General features: G+C 71.8%; 18 protein-coding genes and 1 pseudogene. 6 read left to right on the top strand and 13 right to left on the bottom strand.

The features are described from left to right. Positions 1 to 21: 21 nt before the first annotated feature. Positions 22 to 369, top strand: coding sequence for a DoxX family protein (locus tag CRM89_RS06170; protein WP_060591431.1), 348 nt, complete (start codon positions 22 to 24; stop codon positions 367 to 369). 4 nt (positions 370 to 373) lie between these two features. On the opposite strand, the gene CRM89_RS06165 is transcribed toward CRM89_RS06170, so the two are convergent. Continuing rightward, positions 374 to 1852 (bottom strand): three-helix bundle dimerization domain-containing protein, encoded by a 1479-nt coding sequence (locus CRM89_RS06165; RefSeq protein WP_229435006.1) that lies wholly within the window; start codon positions 1850 to 1852, stop codon positions 374 to 376. A gap of 438 nt (positions 1853 to 2290) precedes the next feature. Beyond that, positions 2291 to 2764 (bottom strand): hypothetical protein, encoded by a 474-nt coding sequence (locus CRM89_RS06160; RefSeq protein WP_011209171.1) that lies wholly within the window; start codon positions 2762 to 2764, stop codon positions 2291 to 2293. A gap of 89 nt (positions 2765 to 2853) precedes the next feature. On the opposite strand from CRM89_RS06160, the gene CRM89_RS06155 reads away from it, so the two are divergent. After that, positions 2854 to 3426: a TetR/AcrR family transcriptional regulator gene (locus CRM89_RS06155; protein WP_098083451.1), complete on the top strand. Its 573-nt coding sequence runs from the start codon at positions 2854 to 2856 to the stop codon at positions 3424 to 3426. A 23-nt stretch (positions 3427 to 3449) separates the two neighbouring features. Here the strand turns inward: CRM89_RS06155 and CRM89_RS06150 are convergent, their stop codons facing one another. From CRM89_RS06150 to CRM89_RS06130, 5 genes and pseudogenes are all read right to left on the bottom strand, one after another. Beyond that, on the bottom strand, positions 3450 to 3734 hold the full coding sequence (locus CRM89_RS06150; protein ID WP_098083450.1) for a hypothetical protein: 285 nt from the start codon (positions 3732 to 3734) through the stop codon (positions 3450 to 3452). Next, positions 3731 to 5279 (bottom strand): annotated as a pseudogene (locus CRM89_RS06145) (radical SAM protein). The gene CRM89_RS06150 and the pseudogene CRM89_RS06145 overlap by 4 nt, the downstream one beginning before the upstream one ends. A gap of 26 nt (positions 5280 to 5305) precedes the next feature. Continuing rightward, positions 5306 to 5698: a hypothetical protein gene (locus CRM89_RS06140; RefSeq protein WP_127516072.1), complete on the bottom strand. Its 393-nt coding sequence runs from the start codon at positions 5696 to 5698 to the stop codon at positions 5306 to 5308. Continuing rightward, positions 5695 to 6450, bottom strand: coding sequence for a prolipoprotein diacylglyceryl transferase (locus CRM89_RS06135; RefSeq protein WP_060591441.1), 756 nt, complete (start codon positions 6448 to 6450; stop codon positions 5695 to 5697). The genes CRM89_RS06140 and CRM89_RS06135 overlap by 4 nt, the downstream gene beginning before the upstream one ends. Before the next feature lie 139 nt (positions 6451 to 6589). Further along, complete coding sequence (locus tag CRM89_RS06130) at positions 6590 to 7183, bottom strand: DUF308 domain-containing protein (protein WP_098083449.1); 594 nt, start codon at positions 7181 to 7183, stop codon at positions 6590 to 6592. Positions 7184 to 7373: 190 nt separating this feature from the next. On the opposite strand from CRM89_RS06130, the gene CRM89_RS06125 reads away from it, so the two are divergent. Next, positions 7374 to 7928 (top strand): putative immunity protein, encoded by a 555-nt coding sequence (locus CRM89_RS06125; protein WP_098083448.1) that lies wholly within the window; start codon positions 7374 to 7376, stop codon positions 7926 to 7928. A 46-nt stretch (positions 7929 to 7974) separates the two neighbouring features. On the opposite strand, the gene CRM89_RS06120 is transcribed toward CRM89_RS06125, so the two are convergent. From CRM89_RS06120 to CRM89_RS06100, 4 genes are all read right to left on the bottom strand, one after another. Then, positions 7975 to 8682, bottom strand: coding sequence for a cation transporter (locus CRM89_RS06120; protein ID WP_098086894.1), 708 nt, complete (start codon positions 8680 to 8682; stop codon positions 7975 to 7977). Beyond that, positions 8682 to 9017 carry a helix-turn-helix transcriptional regulator gene (locus CRM89_RS06115; RefSeq protein WP_098083447.1) on the bottom strand — a complete coding sequence of 112 codons (336 nt, stop codon included), beginning with the start codon at positions 9015 to 9017 and terminating at the stop codon, positions 8682 to 8684. The genes CRM89_RS06120 and CRM89_RS06115 overlap by 1 nt, the downstream gene beginning before the upstream one ends. Before the next feature lie 212 nt (positions 9018 to 9229). Continuing rightward, positions 9230 to 10303, bottom strand: coding sequence for a hypothetical protein (locus CRM89_RS06110; protein ID WP_172964448.1), 1074 nt, complete (start codon positions 10301 to 10303; stop codon positions 9230 to 9232). Positions 10304 to 11245: 942 nt separating this feature from the next. Next, complete coding sequence (locus CRM89_RS06100) at positions 11246 to 11599, bottom strand: RidA family protein (protein WP_216641996.1); 354 nt, start codon at positions 11597 to 11599, stop codon at positions 11246 to 11248. A 175-nt stretch (positions 11600 to 11774) separates the two neighbouring features. On the opposite strand from CRM89_RS06100, the gene CRM89_RS06095 reads away from it, so the two are divergent. Further along, positions 11775 to 12743 carry a YafY family protein gene (locus CRM89_RS06095; RefSeq protein WP_098083444.1) on the top strand — a complete coding sequence of 323 codons (969 nt, stop codon included), beginning with the start codon at positions 11775 to 11777 and terminating at the stop codon, positions 12741 to 12743. On the opposite strand, the gene CRM89_RS30815 is transcribed toward CRM89_RS06095, so the two are convergent. Beyond that, the gene (locus CRM89_RS30815; RefSeq protein WP_159005582.1) at positions 12731 to 12889 is read right to left on the bottom strand and encodes a hypothetical protein; all 159 of its coding nucleotides are present in this window, start codon (positions 12887 to 12889) and stop codon (positions 12731 to 12733) included. The genes CRM89_RS06095 and CRM89_RS30815 overlap by 13 nt on opposite strands. A 42-nt stretch (positions 12890 to 12931) precedes the next feature. On the opposite strand from CRM89_RS30815, the gene CRM89_RS06090 reads away from it, so the two are divergent. Further along, on the top strand, positions 12932 to 13843 hold the full coding sequence (locus CRM89_RS06090) for an LLM class F420-dependent oxidoreductase (protein WP_098083443.1): 912 nt from the start codon (positions 12932 to 12934) through the stop codon (positions 13841 to 13843). 112 nt (positions 13844 to 13955) lie between these two features. Then, on the top strand, positions 13956 to 15158 hold the full coding sequence (locus CRM89_RS06085; RefSeq protein ID WP_098083442.1) for a site-specific integrase: 1203 nt from the start codon (positions 13956 to 13958) through the stop codon (positions 15156 to 15158). Between the two features lie 93 nt (positions 15159 to 15251). Here the strand turns inward: CRM89_RS06085 and CRM89_RS06080 are convergent, their stop codons facing one another. Beyond that, the gene (locus tag CRM89_RS06080; protein WP_098083441.1) at positions 15252 to 16112 is read right to left on the bottom strand and encodes a haloalkane dehalogenase; all 861 of its coding nucleotides are present in this window, start codon (positions 16110 to 16112) and stop codon (positions 15252 to 15254) included. Positions 16113 to 16144 lie beyond the last annotated feature (32 nt).

Raw genomic sequence — 16144 nt, 5'->3', positions numbered from 1 at the left:
GTCGGAAGGACGGGGAGTCGAATGGACGTCGCGTATCACATCGTCACGGTGGCGGCTGCGCTGTGGATCGGGTTCTCGGGGTATTCGCTCTACAGCAAGCAGCCGTTCGTCGTGGAACCGCTCGAGCGGTACGGGGTTCCGCGGGCCTGGTGGAATTGGTTGGCGGCGGCGAAGTCGGCGGGCGCACTGGGCCTGCTCGCCGGGTTGGTGGTGCCCGCGGTCGGTGTCGCCGCGGCGATGGGGTTGATCGTCTACTTCCTGGGTGCCGTCGCCACCACGATCCACGCGAAATCGTATGGGACGACCGTGTTTCCGCTGCTGTACCTGGCGCCGGCGGCGGCGGCCCTGGCGCTGCAGCTGGCCCGGTGAGGGCTCAGTTGTAGGAGCGGGTGACGCCGTCGAGCAGGCTCTCGAGAGTGTCGTAGGTGGGGGTGTCGACGACGTCGATGAGCTCGGCGGGGACCGGGGCGCGGTGTTCGGCGGCGACGGCGGCGAACTGGGCGGCGTCACGGGTGCGGAAGCCGTGTTCGGCGGCCAGGCGCTGGAGTTCGGGGTCGGTGGTGAGCAGGCGGCCGAGCCGGTCGCCCGGTTCGTCGAAGGGCACGACGGTGTGGGTCGACAGCACGGTCGGTGAGGGGTAGGCCAGCACCATGCCGGGCTGGATGCGGCCCTGGGCCAGCGCTTCGACGTACTGGGCTTCGTAGATGAGCACCAGCGGCGCGGGGCCCATGCCCGCGGTCAGGTATTCCTGGAAGGGGCCGGCACTGGAGTTCTCGGCGTAGCCCTGGCCGGTGAACAGACGGGTCAGCTGCGGCAGCACCCGCTGCTCGGCGTCGGAGCCCTGGACGACGGCGTTGTCGTTGGCGACGAACGCCGCGATCGCCAGGAACATCGCCGCCGAGTTGGAGGTGCGGGGGTCGGTGGTGGAGACCAGGATGTTCTTGCGCACGGGGTAGACGGTGTTGCCGGGCAGGTGCGTCCACTCGGTATTGCGTTGGACCAGTTCGAGATAGCGTGCCATGTCGACGGTGGGCTCCGGGCCGGGACGGAGGACGCCCGCGCCGGTGAGCAGGTCGGCGATCGGGGCGAAGGTGGCGATCGCCATCGGGGAGGAGAACGGCGTGTACTTGGTCGCCACACCGCGGGCGCGCTGGATGCGTTCGGCGGCGGTGGCGCTGGAGGGGAAGGCGAAGCTGTAGCCGGACAGGTCCATGTCGGCGATCTGGCGGGACCCGGCGGGTTCGATCTCGGCGCGCAGGCCGTGCCGGGCCAGCGCGTCGATGACGCGCTGATCTTCGAAGAAGGACGCCTTCTCCGAGCCGACCGCGCCACGCACCACGGTGAGGGCGGGTCCGCTCGCCGCGGCGGGCTCGGGCTCGGGCTGGCGGCCGAGCAGGGCGGCGACCACCACGGCCACCACGAGCAGCGCGCCGCCGGCCAGCGCCAGAGTGCGCCGGGACACGCCACCCACGGTGGCGGCGTGCCGTGCCCCGCTCCCCCGGGACTCCGCATCCGCCGATATCGCTGGTGCGCGGTGGCCGGTTCGGTTGTGCGGCGTATCGTGGTCCCGCCCAGCCGATTCCAGCCGGGTGCTCGGCTGCGCTGCCGCACCGGCGTCCGGTGCCGGAGTGGCGACCGGGCCGGCCCCGGCGGTCCGGTCCAGTTCGCGCCGGGCGATGCGTTCGACGAGGATCGGCACGAACTCGCGGACCGGGTTGCCGGTGAACCGCTCCCGGGCGTGGTCGATGACGGTGCGCACCCGTTCGGGCGGATGGGTCTCGGTGTAGCTCTCGACCAGGCTGTCGGCCAATCGGCGCAGTGCCTGTTCTTCGCGGACGGTATCGACAGCCACCACACACTCCCTCGGACCACGTATCCACCGGCGCCGCGCGCCGCCACCACCTGAGTTGCGCGCCGAAACGATACCGGCAGCGCACGGGTCGCGGCAGCGGCCGCGGACCGGCGCCGAGGGGCCGCCTCGACCCGCAGCGAACACCCCCGCGCGGGTGTCCTGGGCGGTATCCGCGCAGGTCGGCGGGCATGCGGCGGCGTCGCCCCGCCTCGGCGGCAACCGTGCCGCGCTGCCTGCTGAGCGGTCGAGAGTTCACTCGGGCATCGGCCCCTCGATACCGGTTGTTCGCCGGTGCGACGCGCGGACCGACCGTGTTCGCCACGGGACCGTTCGCTGCGTGACCGTTCGCCACCGGACTGTCAGGTGCGGGACCGTCCGGTGTGTCTGCCGTCGCCGGACCGGCGCGCACCCGTGGCGGGCACGAGAGAACACCACCGCTCAGACGGCAGCGATGGTGACCGCCGCGGCGAGGAGTGCGATCGCCTGCAATCCGACCCGCACACCGATGATGCTGTCCCATCGTTGCTGCAGCGCACGGGCATTCGCCGGGATGATGCCCGACAGCGCGGCTGCCTTCTGGGCGATGTTGACCGGCTTGGCGATTCGCGCATACAGCACGAGCCAGGCGATCAGGGCGATCACGGACACTCCGGCGGCGGCCGCCGCGACCGTGTGCCCACCGAGCGCGGCGGCCACGGCGGCGGCGAGCATGCTCACCAGTCCGGTGATGCCGACCGGCGGCATGCGCCGGTCGGCGTAGTAGTGACCCCACCCGGCACTGAGGGTCATCGCGGTGTCGTCGAGATGGGTGTTGGCCGAACGCACGACGAGCGCGGCGGCCGCGTCGGTGCCGTAGACGACGGCGTTGGCCGCCAGCGCGAGCACGGCGAGGACCTGAACGACGGTGATCATGGGCGGACTCCTGAAGTCTAGCGTTGCTATCTGATGTAGCGAAACTAACGTGCTGGCGCTACGTTGTCTAGCGCTGCTAGGTTCGCGGTATGGGTATCCAGAGCAGGCGGGAGCGGGAGCGCGCCGAGCGGCACCGCCTCATCGTCGACACCGCGCGCGAGTTGGCCGAAACCGAGGGCTGGGACGCGGTCACCGTCCGCAAGCTCGCCGACCGCATCGAATACAGCCAGCCCGTGCTCTACAGCCACTTCGCGGGCAAGCGCGCCATCGTCACCGCGGTGGCCCTCGACGGCATCGCCGAACTCGCCGAGGCACTACACCGGGCCCGCACCTCCGCACCCGACGCCCCCGCGGCCCTGGCCGCCGTGGCCAGCGCCTACACCGACTTCGCCGCATCCCACCCGGCCCTCTACGACGCCATGTTCTCCCAGCCCACCGATCTCACCTTCGGCGAGGGTGCCCCCGAACCGTTGCGCGCGGCCTTCGCCGAGCTGGTGGCCACCTTCGCTCCCTTCGCCGCCGCCACCGACGTGGAGACCCTCACCGAAACCGTCTGGAGCACCCTGCACGGCCTGGCGAGCCTGGAACGCGATGCCCGCCTGCGCCCGGGCCTGCGCGAACAACGCCTCGACATCCTCGAGCGCTGGCTGACGGGCGCCTGACGCTCGCTGCCGCGGGCGATGTGTCAGATGAGCGGGTGGACCACCGCCACCACTCCGATCACCACGAGCAGCGCGAGATAGCCCAGCACGAGCCGGGTGTCGCGCAGCAGGCAGTGGCTGCGGCGCAGTCCGTGACGCCAGGCACGCCAGTAGCCGACGAAGGCCAGGGCGGCGAAGGCGATCAGGGCGAGCGGCCCGACCAGCCAGGTGAGCAGGGCGACGGTGGCGTAGACACAGAGGTTCAGCGGGTCGGGCGTGGCCTGTTTCGCGGTGGCCTCGGTGTAGTAGACCCCGGGGTTGTCGCTCATGGTGTGGTCACCGGGAGCAGCGCGGCCCCGGCGGGGGCGGCGGCGGACAGGCGTTGGCGCGACAGGGCGGGCCAGGCCTGCACGGCACAGAAGGGCGCGCACTGGTCCTGTTCGGCGCGGGTGCCCACGTGCACACAGCACTGGGTGAGGCGTTCCTCGAGCATGGTGTCGATGTCCATGAAGGGTTTGACGGTGACGCGGACGACCCGCTCACCCAACAGGGTCCGCAGGCGGGCCTTGCGGCCGGGCAGCGCCGAGGAGGCCAGCGTCAGCAGCGTGGACATGCCCAGATCGCAGTGCTGGCAGATGGTCTGCCAGACCCGCCCGATGTCGGGGTGCGACAGCGAGGACTGTTCCGAGAGCAGCCCGAGCAGGGATTCGCGCACCGCCAGGCGCAGATCGGCGGGGATGTCGCTGTCGGCGATGCGGTTGGCGACCAGGCCGAGGCGCTGTTTGAGGGTGTCGTGTCCGAGCAGAGCGGTCAGGGAGCGCCAGTCGCCCGTCGTCGCGCAGCAGGTAGCCGACCGAGCAGCAGTGCGGGTGCGAGCAGGGCAGTGCGGTCAGGTCGCGCCAGGTGACCAGGCCGTCGGTCTGCGGGCCGAGGCGGGCCAGCACACCGGTGTGGGTGAGCCGGTGCATCGGGTCGATGGCGCCGCTGCGGCCGGAGCCGAACTGCGGTTGCAGGGAGACCCCGCCGACGAACGGGGTGTCCAGTGCGGTGCGCACGACCGCGCCGATCTCGTCGTCGTTGACCCCGAGCGCGACGGTCATCACCAGGGTGGTGAAGATGCCGTGACCGGAAAGACGGCGCAGCGCTTCGGCTTTGAGGGCGCGCAGATCCCCACCGCGGTGGTGGCGGGAGGCGGCGGCGCTGACCCCGTCGTATTGCAGGTAGACCTCCACGCGTTCGCGGTGCTCGGCCAGCAGCGCGACCAGCGACTCGTCGCGGGCGAGGCGCACGCCGTTGGTGTTGATCAGGATGCGGGTGATGGGGCGGGCGGTGAGTTCGGCCAGCAGGGTGGGCAGGTCGGGATGCAGGGTGGGTTCGCCGCCGCTGAGCATGAGCACATCGAGCCTGCCGTGTTCGCGGGCCAGCCGCTGGTCGACGTTGGCGAGCACGTCGGCGACGGCGACGACGCCGGCCAGCTCCGGGGTGGAGTCGGCGAAACAGGTGGGGCAGCGCAGATTGCAGCCCTCCACGATGTCGGCGAGCAGGATGCAGGTGTGCTGGGTCTGCATCTCCGGCAGTCCGCGCAGGTAGGCGGCGGGCACGGGGTCGAAATTGCCCGGCGTGTCGGGCAGGTGGGCCTTGGTCGGGGCGGTCCATTCCTCGAGGTAGGCCAGGATCTCGGGATGCTCGTCGTAGAGAGTGCGCACCATGCCGTGCTCGGGGCAGCCGCGTTCGAGGTAGACCCGCCCGTCGCGTTCGGCCAGCCAGCCCGAGCGGCGGGCGACCTCGGCGAGCGGGCGGTCGGGGTCCGCGCGGTGGCACTGCGGGCAGAACGCGTTGACGTAGCGCAGGATCCGGTCACCGCGCAGGGGCATGCCGGTGCCGGTCGGTCGACGGCTCATCACGGTACTCCGTTCGAGGCGGGCCAGGTCAGGGCGGCATACAGGTCGGGGTTGACGCCGGTGCAGAGGCCGACGGTGCAGATGGTGACCAGGGCCCAGCCGATCATCAGCCCGAGACCGAGTCCCTTGGCGACGGCGTTGCGGGTCCGGATCAGCAGTCCCCCACCGACGAAGACGGTGAGCACCCCGGCGGCGGTGGCCACACCGAGGATGATCTCGCCGGTGGTCCCCGGCCGGTCGGAGACCAGCAGGAACACCATGAACCCGAGCACGGCGTTGGCGCAGATGTAGACGAATGCGCCGAGCACCGCGAATCCGGCGACGACCAGACCATTACCGGAGCCGGGCGGCGGCGGGCCGACGGGTGGTGGTGGGGGTGGGGGCTGGGTCATGCCGCGACCTTTCGTCGGAGGACAGCGTCATAGGTGCCGCGCCGGTAGCCGAGGGTCAGCCGGACGGCGACCAGCACCAATCCGGGCAGCAGGAACCACTGCGGGCGGGTCAGATCCAGCCACACGGTGTCGTTGGCGCGGGTGAATTCGACGAGGAACCGGAAGATCGCGTAGGCGCCGATGTAGAGGGTGAACAACTCCCCGGGCGCGGTGATGCGGGTGCGCGCCCACCGCAGCGCGGCGAACGCGGCCAGGTGGAAGGCGATCTCGTAGAGGAAGCTCGGATGCATGGCGGCACCGCTGGCGCAGCCCGGGCACTGCGGGACGGTACCGGGTGCGTGCACGCCCCACGGCAGGCCGGTGGGCCGCCCGGGTGCTTCGGTGAGATGGCAGCCGATGCGGCCGACCGCCATGCCGAGGGCCACGGCGGGGGCGAACAGGTCACCGGTGCGTTCGCGGTAGCCGATGAGGCGTTTGGCGACCAGCACGCCGAGGTAGGCGCCCAGCAGACCGCCCAGCACACTGCGGGCGCCGAACAACCAGCTCTCGTAGGGGTCCAGCGTTTCGGCCAGGCTCGACAACCGCATGCCGATCGCGCCGCCCACCAGCGCGCCGGTGACCGCGACCAGCGATTCCTCGCGCAGCGCGGCCCGGCGCCTGCATTCGAGCACGAACACCACCGCCGCCACCGCGACCCCGAGCGCCACGAAGAACCCGTGGGTGGGGATCCCTCCGATCAGCTGCGGCACCATGGGCCGAGACTAGCCGCCGCGCCCGCTCGCGGGCATGAGTGAAACCACTCGGTATGTCGGCAGGTGCGCGGTGACCGCCGGACCCTTCCAGCCCTCCCCCGCGCCCGATCACCGGTACGGACCTACCGACCGACCCGGTTCAGCCGCGCGGCACCGCGATCCGGTTCGCCCACACCGCGCGCGCCTCCGCGCGCCCGACCCCGGCCACGCCCAGCTCCGCCGCCCCGATCGCGAGCAACCCGGCCGCCGCGACGAATCCGAGCGCCATCGTCGACTCCAGCGGCCACAACAACACGACGATGCCGATCACCAGCGCCGCCACCCCGGCCAGCTCGAGACGCAACGGCTCGGACAGCTGCTCGTCCCACACCGCGACGGTGGCCTGGCTCACCCCGCGCATCGCCCACCCCAGCCCCAACCACATCGACAGTGTCGGTATCGAATTGCCGCCGCTGAGCGCCAGCACCGCCAAGATCACCGACAGCAGCCCGGACACCAACAGCAACGCCCGCAACGGCATCGCGAACCGCGCGCCGAACGCCAGGAACACCTGCGCGCCCGCGCTCACGGCCAGGTACAACCCCAGGAGCAGTTCGAGGGTCGGCACGGTCTTGCCCGGCCACAGCGCCACCAGCACGCCCAGCGCCACCGAGCAGATGCCCAGCACGAGAATCGCTTCCCGGCCACCCCGGACTCGCGACGAAACCGGCTTTCCGCCATAGTTGTCCGACATAAGCCCATGATATGGGCGGGCGAACAAGCGGTTCGTCAGTGCCGGGAGTCGGGTTCGCAACGTCACCATGCCGCGAGGGTGCCCGCTGAGCCCGGATCGACACCGCCCATCGAGGGGGCTTGGCAGCCATCGCGCCGGGCGGCCCGGCGCGGAAGTCTCCACCGGGACTTCAACGATACTGTCGAGGCTCATGACACCGAACGACCGGCACCCCGCCATCGACCTCACCCTCGACGAGGTGCGCGCGGTCACAGCGTTCGCGCTCGCCTGCGCCGAATCGGTGCTGCCGATCGCCGAGCGCGACTGCCCCGGCGACCCGCGCCCGCGCGCCGTCCTCGACCGCACGCGTGCCTTCGTCACCGGTGGCCCACGCACGCAGGCGATCCGGGTGACCGCGCTCGCCGCGCACCGCGCCGCCCGAGAGGCCCGCGACCGGGGGATGGACGCCGCCGCGGAGGCGGCGCTGGCCGCCGGGCACACCGGCGGAGCCGCCTACCTGCATCCGCTGGCGACCGCGACGCAGGGCGGACACATCCTCCTGTCGGCCGCGCACGCGGCGCGCGCCCGCGAACTCGACGCCGGTGACCCGACCGTCGCCGCCGACACCCTCGCCACGGCCCAGCGGCTGGCCGGCCCGGTGGTGCGGGCGGTGTTGCGGCGATATCCACCCGCACCGGCGCGGGGACGCGGACGGGTGGGTGAGTTGTGGCGCACGCTCGACTCCGCCCTCCGCCAGACCGGGTGAGTTGAGTTCCGCCGCACGGCTGTTCGGCTCCGCGAGGTGGCTTCGGTCACCCCTTGCCGACGGTGCCCTCATCGCACCCGGACCTCCCGCAGCACCCGTCGCCGGTCGCGTCCCCGTCGATCCGGGCGGGGGCCACCGGGGTGCAGCAGTGGTCACCGTTCCAGGCTTCGCGGCCTTCCTTCACCGCGACGGCCGCGATCACCAGCGCCGCGATCGGGTCCGCCCACGACCAGCCGAACAGGCTGTTGAGCACCAAGCCCAGCAACAGCACTCCCGACAGGTAGGTGCACAGCAGCGTCTGCTTGGAATCGGCCACCGCCGAGGCCGAGCCCAGCTCCCGCCCGGCCCGCCGCTGCGCTGCCGAGAGCACCGGCATGACGACCAGACTCACCGCGGCCAGCACGATCCCCACGGTGGAATGCCGGGCTTCGCCGAATCCGGCCAGCGCCCGCACCGCCTCCACACCGACATAACCGGCCAGCGCGAAGAAGGAGCAGGCGATCACCCGCAGCGCCACCCGTTCGCGCGCCTGCGGGTCGGGCCCGGCGAACTGCCAGGCGACCGCCGCCGCCGAGGACACTTCGATCACCGAATCCAGTCCGAACCCGATCAGGGCGGTGGAGGACACGCGCGCCCCCTCGGTGAGGGCCACGCCCGCCTCGATCACGTTGTAGGTGATGGTGGCCGCGACGAACCAGCGGATCCGCCGCGCCAGCACGTCCCGCCGCGACAACGCACTCGCCGATGCCGTCATCAGCAGCACCCCTGCTCGTCCGAGGCCGGGCAGCAGGCCGGATCGACGGCGAGCACCAGACCCAGCAGATCCCCGAGCGCGGCACCGACACGGGCGTCGGCCAGCTCGTAACGCACGCGCCGCCCCTCGGGCACCGCGACCACCAGCCCGCACCCGCGCAGGCACGCCAGATGATTGGACAGGACCTGCCGCGACACCCCGAGCTGCTCGGCCAACTCCGACGGATACCCCGGCTGCTGCCGCAGCCGCACCATGATCCGCGCGCGCGTCGGGTCGGACAGGGCGTGCCCGAAGCGAGCCAGCGCGTCGATGTGCAGCACGGGAGCGGTCTCCATGCCGAAATAGTACAGCGAAATCTGTACTATTGGGGCCGGGGCGGTCGCCAGGAGGACTGACACCTGCCGATCCGCACGGCGGCGTGCACCGCCCACGGCCGGTATTCCGCAGCAGGTGGGCCGCTACCCGACGGTGCGGCGGTCGGGTTCGAGCAACGAGGCGAGTGCTCACTCGACCCCGGGGTGTCAGGGACCGCTCGGTGAGCGGGTGGTCAGACCGATTCCGGTGTGCCCGAACGCCGCCCGTCGAGGAGTTCGTCGAGTTGGCGTTCGGCCCGTTCGGCGCGCGCGAGGGTTTGGGCGCGGGCGTCGTCGAGGGCCGCGATCCGCTCGGCGGTCTCCGCGCGGACCTGCTCCAGGGCGGCGGCCGCTTCGGCGCGGGCCTGCTCGAGCGCGGCCGCGGACTCACCGCGCACACGCTCGAGCGCCGCGGTGGATTCGGCGCGCACACGGTCGAGGGTCGCGGCCGTTTCCGCGCGTAGATCGGCGAGTTCGGTGGCGGCGGCGCGGCGGGCTTCGGCGGTCTCGGCGCGGGCGCGGCCGAGTTCGGCGCGGGCGGTGTCGAGTTCGTCCCGGGTGCGCGCGAGCTCGTCGCGAACGCGGGCGAGTTCGGCCTTGGTGTCGGCAGCGGCCTCGGCGCGTTCGGCGGCGGCCTGTTCGGCCCGGGTGATGGCCCGCTCGGCGTCGGCGGCGCGTTGGACGGCGAGGTCGCGTTCGGCGGCCGCGGCGGTGGTCTGCTGTGCGGCCTCGCGGCGGACCTGTTCGATCTCGGCGGCGGCCTTGGCTCGCGCGGCGTCGACGTCCTCGGCGGCCTGCCGGCGGGCGCGTTCGATCTCCGCGGCCGCCTCCTGGCGCGCCGCACGCAGGTCGGCCTCGGCCGCGCTGCGGAGGGCGAAGGCTTCCTCGGCCGCGGCGGCCGCGACCCGCTCGACCTCCCGGAGCGCTTCCGCACGCGCCGAATTCGCCTCGGCCGCGAGAGCTTCGGCGCGCTCGGCCGCCGCGGCCGCGTCCTCGGCCGCCGATTCGGCGACCGCGCGTGCGTCCTCGGCCTCCCGCCGCGCCTGCTCGGCCGCGACGGCGCTCATCTCCGCTTCCGCGATCCGCCGCGCCGCATCCGCCTGCACCGCCTGGACCTGCGCCTCGGCCACGGAAGGGTCGGCGAGGGTGGACAATTCGGCGACCGCTGCCGTGAGGTTGGCGCTCAGTTGCTCGGCCAGTCCACGAAACTGACCCAGCAGCTCATCGGCCCGCAGCCGGGCAGCCGTCACCGGACCCTGTTGCGTCACAGTGACACCAGCCGGGGGTGCCTGCGTCTCCTGCTGCATCCGCTGCCGCTCCCGCCAGGCCCGCCACCGCGTATGGTCCGGGTGGTCGCAGTACTCCGACGGGCGGCCGGGCCCGCTCCCGCGCGTAACAGGACGGGAACAGCCGGGATAGTTGCAGACACTGGACACGGGTGGATCGTAGCCGCACCGGCCGCGTCCACCGCGTTCCCGCGGGCGGGCCGAGGGCGGCGATCGCGCCGTTCAGCCGACGGCGACGAGGAGTGCCACCGCCCCGGCCCGGTCGAGTGCGAGCGCGGCCATCACCGCGTAGATCAGGATCGACACCACCGCGGCGACCCGCAAACCCGCGGGCAGCACGCGGGTGCGCGCCTCCCCAGGTGAAGCGCCCCAGCGGCGCCACCGCGATCTGGACGATCGCCAAGGCGGCCAGCAGGGCGACGAACAGCCACGCCCAGATCATGAACGCGACGCCAGCCGATCGGCGAGACCCACGGTCCGCCAGGTCGCCGCGCTTCGGTCTGCCGGACAGAAGGGGGACATCCCACCCCTCCGCGGTCGTGCAGCACCGGCGAGGACGGCGCTGCTCTCCGCTGACGGCCAACGAAATGCCCCCGCCCTCTGCGGAGTGGGGTGGAGACCGTTCCTTTCCTGACCGCCGATAAGTGAACATTATCGGCGGTCAGGATCTCCCGCTCGTCGGAGTCAACTCCGCTCATTTTCGTTTTCGTTATCGTCGCACAAACGCAACGCATTGCGACGTAAGCGGTCGAAAAACTGGGATCGGTGGTACGGACGTACCGAACGTGAGCCACAACACTTCCGCACGCACTGGCGAGGACGGCACGCCGAATTCCCGTCCCCTACTGCTTCCGCACGACGCGGGCGTACCCCGGGCGGTTGGACGACCGTCCCCGGTCGCTGCGGCCGGGGACGGTGACCCACTCACTCCACCGCGGTCGCCTCGAGCTCGACCAGCTGCCCCGGCACGGCCAACCGCGTCACACCGAGCATCGTGGTCGTCGGCGCCACCCCGGCCGCACCCAATCGGCCGGCCAGCACGCCGTAGTGTTCGAGCAGCAGGTCGACGTCGGTGGTGTAGACGTCGAGGCGGACCAGGTTCGCCAACGACATGCCGCCCGCCGCCAGCACCGCCTCCACGTTGTCCAGGCTCAGCGCCAGCTGCGCCGCCATGTCACCGTCGTGGCACGGTTGCCCGTCCGCGCTCATGGCGGTCTGCCCGGAGCAATACAGGGTCCGGGTGTGCCCGGTGACGAGCTCGCCCTGGTTGAACCCCATCGCCAGCGACCACGTCACCGGGTTGATCGCCGTTCGTTCCGCTACCACATCAGCTCCATTCGCTTCGTCGGATCCGGCGCCCCGCGGTCGGGTGACCGCGTGTTCGAGCGCCGTGCCGAGGAGCCTTCCCGGTAATGACGACACCCTCTGTCGCGTATCGGACTAGGGTTTTGCGGTGCGCGCGGATCGATTGGTGTCGCTGGTGCTGCTGCTCCGCCAACGCGGCAGGGCCACCGCGGCCGAGCTGGCCGCCGAACTCGAGGTGTCCACGCGCACCGTGCTGCGCGATATCGACGCACTGTCCACCGCAGGCGTTCCCGTGTACGCCGAACGCGGCAGGTACGGCGGCTTCGCATTGTTGCCCGGCTTCCGCACCGAGCTCACCGGCCTCAACCACGACGAAGCGCTGGCCTTGCTGATCGCCGGATCCCGCCGCGGAGCACAGGCATTCGGCCTCGACTCCGCGCTCGCCTCGGCAATGCTCAAGGTCGTCGACGCACTGCCCGACACCTATCGCGACACCGCCGCCGACATCGCCGAGCGGCTGCTCATCGACCCACGCACCGACCTGCTGTCGCGTCCACTCGCGGCCGAGGAGATCCCCGGCACCGTGCTCGCCGAGATCCGACGCGCGGTGCTGGCCGGCCACCGGCTGCGCATCCACTACGCCGCCGTCGACCAGCCGCCACGGTGGCGCACCGTGGACCCCATCGGCCTGGTCGTGGCCCGCGGCCAGACCTACCTGCTGGCCACCCGATCCGGCGCGGACCGCACCTACCGGCTGGCGCGAGTGCTCGCCGCCGAAGAACTGCCCGACCCCGCCCAGCGACCCGAGCAGGTCGACCTGGACCAGATCTGGCAGGAGCGCAGCATCCGCTTCCGCACCGGCGGCGACCAGATCACCGTGCTGCTCCGACTCAACCCGGCCAGACGAGACGACCTGGTGACCACCGCACTGGCCGTGCTCACCGAAGAACCCGACACCGACGGCAGGCTGCGCATGGAAGTCACCTTCCAGGACACCCGCCACGCCGAATGGGCACTGTGGCAGCTCGGCATCGACGCCGAAGCCCTCGCCCCGCCGGCCCTGCGCGCCGCCCTGCACGACCGCGCCGCCGCCATCGCCGCCCGCTACGAGCGCTGACCACCACCGACGGCCCGCGACACCAGCCGCATGATCCAGAACGGCTCGGGCGGAAAGGCCACCGTCCAGTACTTCAGGGCGGCCGCCAGCGCCTGCGCGGCGGCCCGCCGCGTAGGCTTCGGGCGAGCGACGACGCCGGGTCGCACCGGGCCACCGGGGCGCCCTCGGCACGACCCGAAGGAGACCCCGTGCGGATCGGAATCATGCTGAACGAGCATGCCGGACCCGACAGCCTGCGCCTGCTCACCGACGAGCTGCGCCGCAACGCCGACGAAGGATTCGACTCGTCCTGGCTCACGCACGTCTTCGGCGTGGACGCGCTCACCGCGCTCGCCGTCGCGGGCAGCCGAGTTCCCGACATCGCCATCGGCACCGCCGTCGTGCCCACCTACCCACGCCACCCCGGGGCCCTCGCCCAGCAGGCGCGCACCACCGCGCTCGCGGTCGGACCCGACCGGCTGACGCTGGGCATCGGACTCTCGCACCAGATGGTCATCGAGAACATGTACGGCTACGACTTCGCCCGCCCGGTCCGGCACCTGCGCGAATACCTCGAGGTGCTGATGCCGCTGGTGGACGGACAGGCGGTGTCCTTCAGCGGCGAAACGGTCAGCGCCAACCTGCAACTGAGCGTCCCCAACGACGACCGCGTGCCGGTGCTCGTCGCCGCGCTGGGTGAACAGATGCTCCGGCTCGCGGGCAAACGCACCGACGGCACCGTGCTGTGGATGACCGGACCCACCACCATCCGCGACCACATCGCCCCCACCATCACCGCCGCCGCGACCGAAGCGGGCCGTCCCGCACCCCGGATCGTGTGCGCGCTGCCGGTGCTCGTCACCGACCACCCCGACAGCGCCCGCGAACGCGCCGCCAAGGTGTTCAAGATCTACGGCAGCCTGCCCTCCTACCGCGCCATGATGGACCGCGAGGGCGCCGCGGGCCCGGCCGACCTGGCCATCGTCGGCACCGAGGACCAGGTCGCCGAACGGGTGCGCACGGTCTTCGCCGCCGGCGCCACCGAATTCGTCGGCATCGTCTTCGCCGACGGCGACGACGCCACCCGCACCCGCAAGCTCCTCACCGACCTGAAATCCTGACCACGTGATCCGGCGCGCGCCGACCGGTGCGGCGCGCCCGACCGGTCCGGGGATCGATCGCCGTAGACTCGGCGAAACCGGTGCGGCGGGCGGTGATTCACGAGGAGGTGCGGTGCCGGAGGGAACGGTGGTCGTGGCGGTGCCCGACGCCGTGCGCGGGGAACTGCGACGCGGAGTGGGCAGCGTGCTCGTCGACGCCGCGGCACTGCGGCTGGTGCGCGAACGATTCGACGACGGTCAGGCCGGCGCGTTACGCCGCTACCTGGAGGCCTCGCAGTCACCGAACACGTTGCGCGCCTATCGAACCGACTGGGTCGCCTGGGCCGCCTGGTGCGCGCGCGAAGGACGCCAGGCCCTGCCCGCCGAACCCCTCGACGTGGCCGTCTATCTCGCCGCGGCCGCCGACGCCCGCCGCGAGGACGGCACCTGGGCGTTCGGACCCGCCACCCTGGAACGCAAATCCGCCGCCATCGCCGCCGTCCACGCCGCCAACGGCCTGCCCTCCCCCACTCGCTCCGACGTCGTGCGACTGACCCTGCGCGGCATCCGCCGCACCCGCCGCAGCGCCCCCACCCGCAAACGCCCCGTGCTGCTGCACACCCTCGAACAACTCCTCGACGGCCTGCCCGAACCCGGCTGGCCCGGCGAACCGGCCCGCCGCCGCGACACCCTCGCCCTGCTCATGGGGTTCGCCGGCGCCCTGCGCCGCAGCGAACTCGCCGGCCTGCGCCTCGGCGACGTCGAACAACGCACCGACCACGCCACCGGCGAACCGCTGCTGCTCCTGCACCTGCCCACCACCAAGACCGACCCCACCGGCACCGCCGAACACCGCGTCGTCCTGCCCCGCGGCAAACACCCCCGCACCTGCCCCGTCTGCGCCTACGCCGACTGGCTGCGCCTGCTCGACATCCACCACCGCGGCGGCACCGACGCCGTCCGCGCCTACTGCGCGCAAACCCACCACGACCCCGCTCTGCACCGCTGCCACGGCTTCACCGGCAGCACCGGCGGGCACCCCGACGCACCCCTGCTGCCGACCATCACCCGGCACGGGCACATCGGCGCGCGCCCGCTGTCCGGCCGCGCCGTCGCCGAACTCGTCAAACGCTACGCCGCCCGCGCCGGCCTCGACCCCGCCCTCTTCTCCGGCCACTCCCTGCGCGCCGGCTTCGCCACCCAAGCCGCCCTCGGCGGCGCCGACGACCGCGAGATCATGCGCCAGGGCCGCTGGTCCAATCCCCGCACCGTGCACGGCTACATCCGCACGGCCGACCCGCTCCAGGACAACGCCGTCACCAAACTCGGGCTGTGAGAATGCCCCGCCACCTGCGGCCGCACCGCCCTGGTCGCCGGCTCGACGAACGGCTCGTCAGCAACTCGTCCCGGTCCCGTGGTAGAGCTGGGTTCAGGAAAAGCGTTCGGTGATCGCTACTGCGATCGCGTCCGGTTCGTGTTCCTGAACGAAATGCCGAGCGCCCGACAGCTCGACCACCTCGAGATCGCCGAACATCGCCCGAACCCGCGGAAGACACACGCTCGGGCGGAAGACCACGTCCCGCATCCCCCACACGGCCAGAGTCGGCTTATCCCCGAACCGCTCGGGCACCTTCCGAGCGAGTTCCTCGAGCAAGGGGCGTGCGGCACGAATCTGGCCCGGCATGACGGCGAGCCCACGACGGGCCGCCGGGGTGGGCTGCACAGCTCGATAGTGGTCGGCCTCGGCCTTGGTGAGCACGCCCCTCAGTTCTGCGAGCAGCACACGGTCGATGAGAAAGTTGTGTTCCAGAATCCGCCGCTGCAACGGACGACTGCTCATGACGACGCTGAACACCCGGTTCGCGAGTGCGTCGACAGGCCAGAGCGCCGTATTTCCCAGCACGATTCCCCGCACCCGGTCGGCCCGCGCGCTGGCTGCCCCGAGACCGATCGGCCCACCCCAGTCGTGGCCCATCACCACGAAGTCCTCGAGGCGCAGATGATCGATCAATTCGCCGAGAACCGCGGTCTGTTCAGCGACGGTGTATCCGAATCCGGTGGGCCGCTCGGACAGCCCGAAACCCAGGTGATCGACGGCGACACAACGAAACCGATCACGTAGCGCTCGCACAATGCGCCGGTAGAGGAAGCTCCACGCCGGCGCACCGTGACAGAACAGGATCGTCGGTCCCGCCCCCTCGTCGATGTAGTGCACGCGGCCCACCGACGAATCGAACCAGCGCGACGCGAACGGGTAGAGCGTCGCGTCGGGAACGAATGTGATCTGCATCGAGCCCCCTCCTTCGAGGTAGCCTACAACGC

Source organism: Nocardia sp. FDAARGOS_372, from assembly GCF_002554515.1.
GTDB lineage: Bacteria > Actinomycetota > Actinomycetes > Mycobacteriales > Mycobacteriaceae > Nocardia > Nocardia farcinica.
Note: the sequence above shows the minus strand (reverse complement) of the source record. Positions and strands in the feature narration are given on the sequence as shown.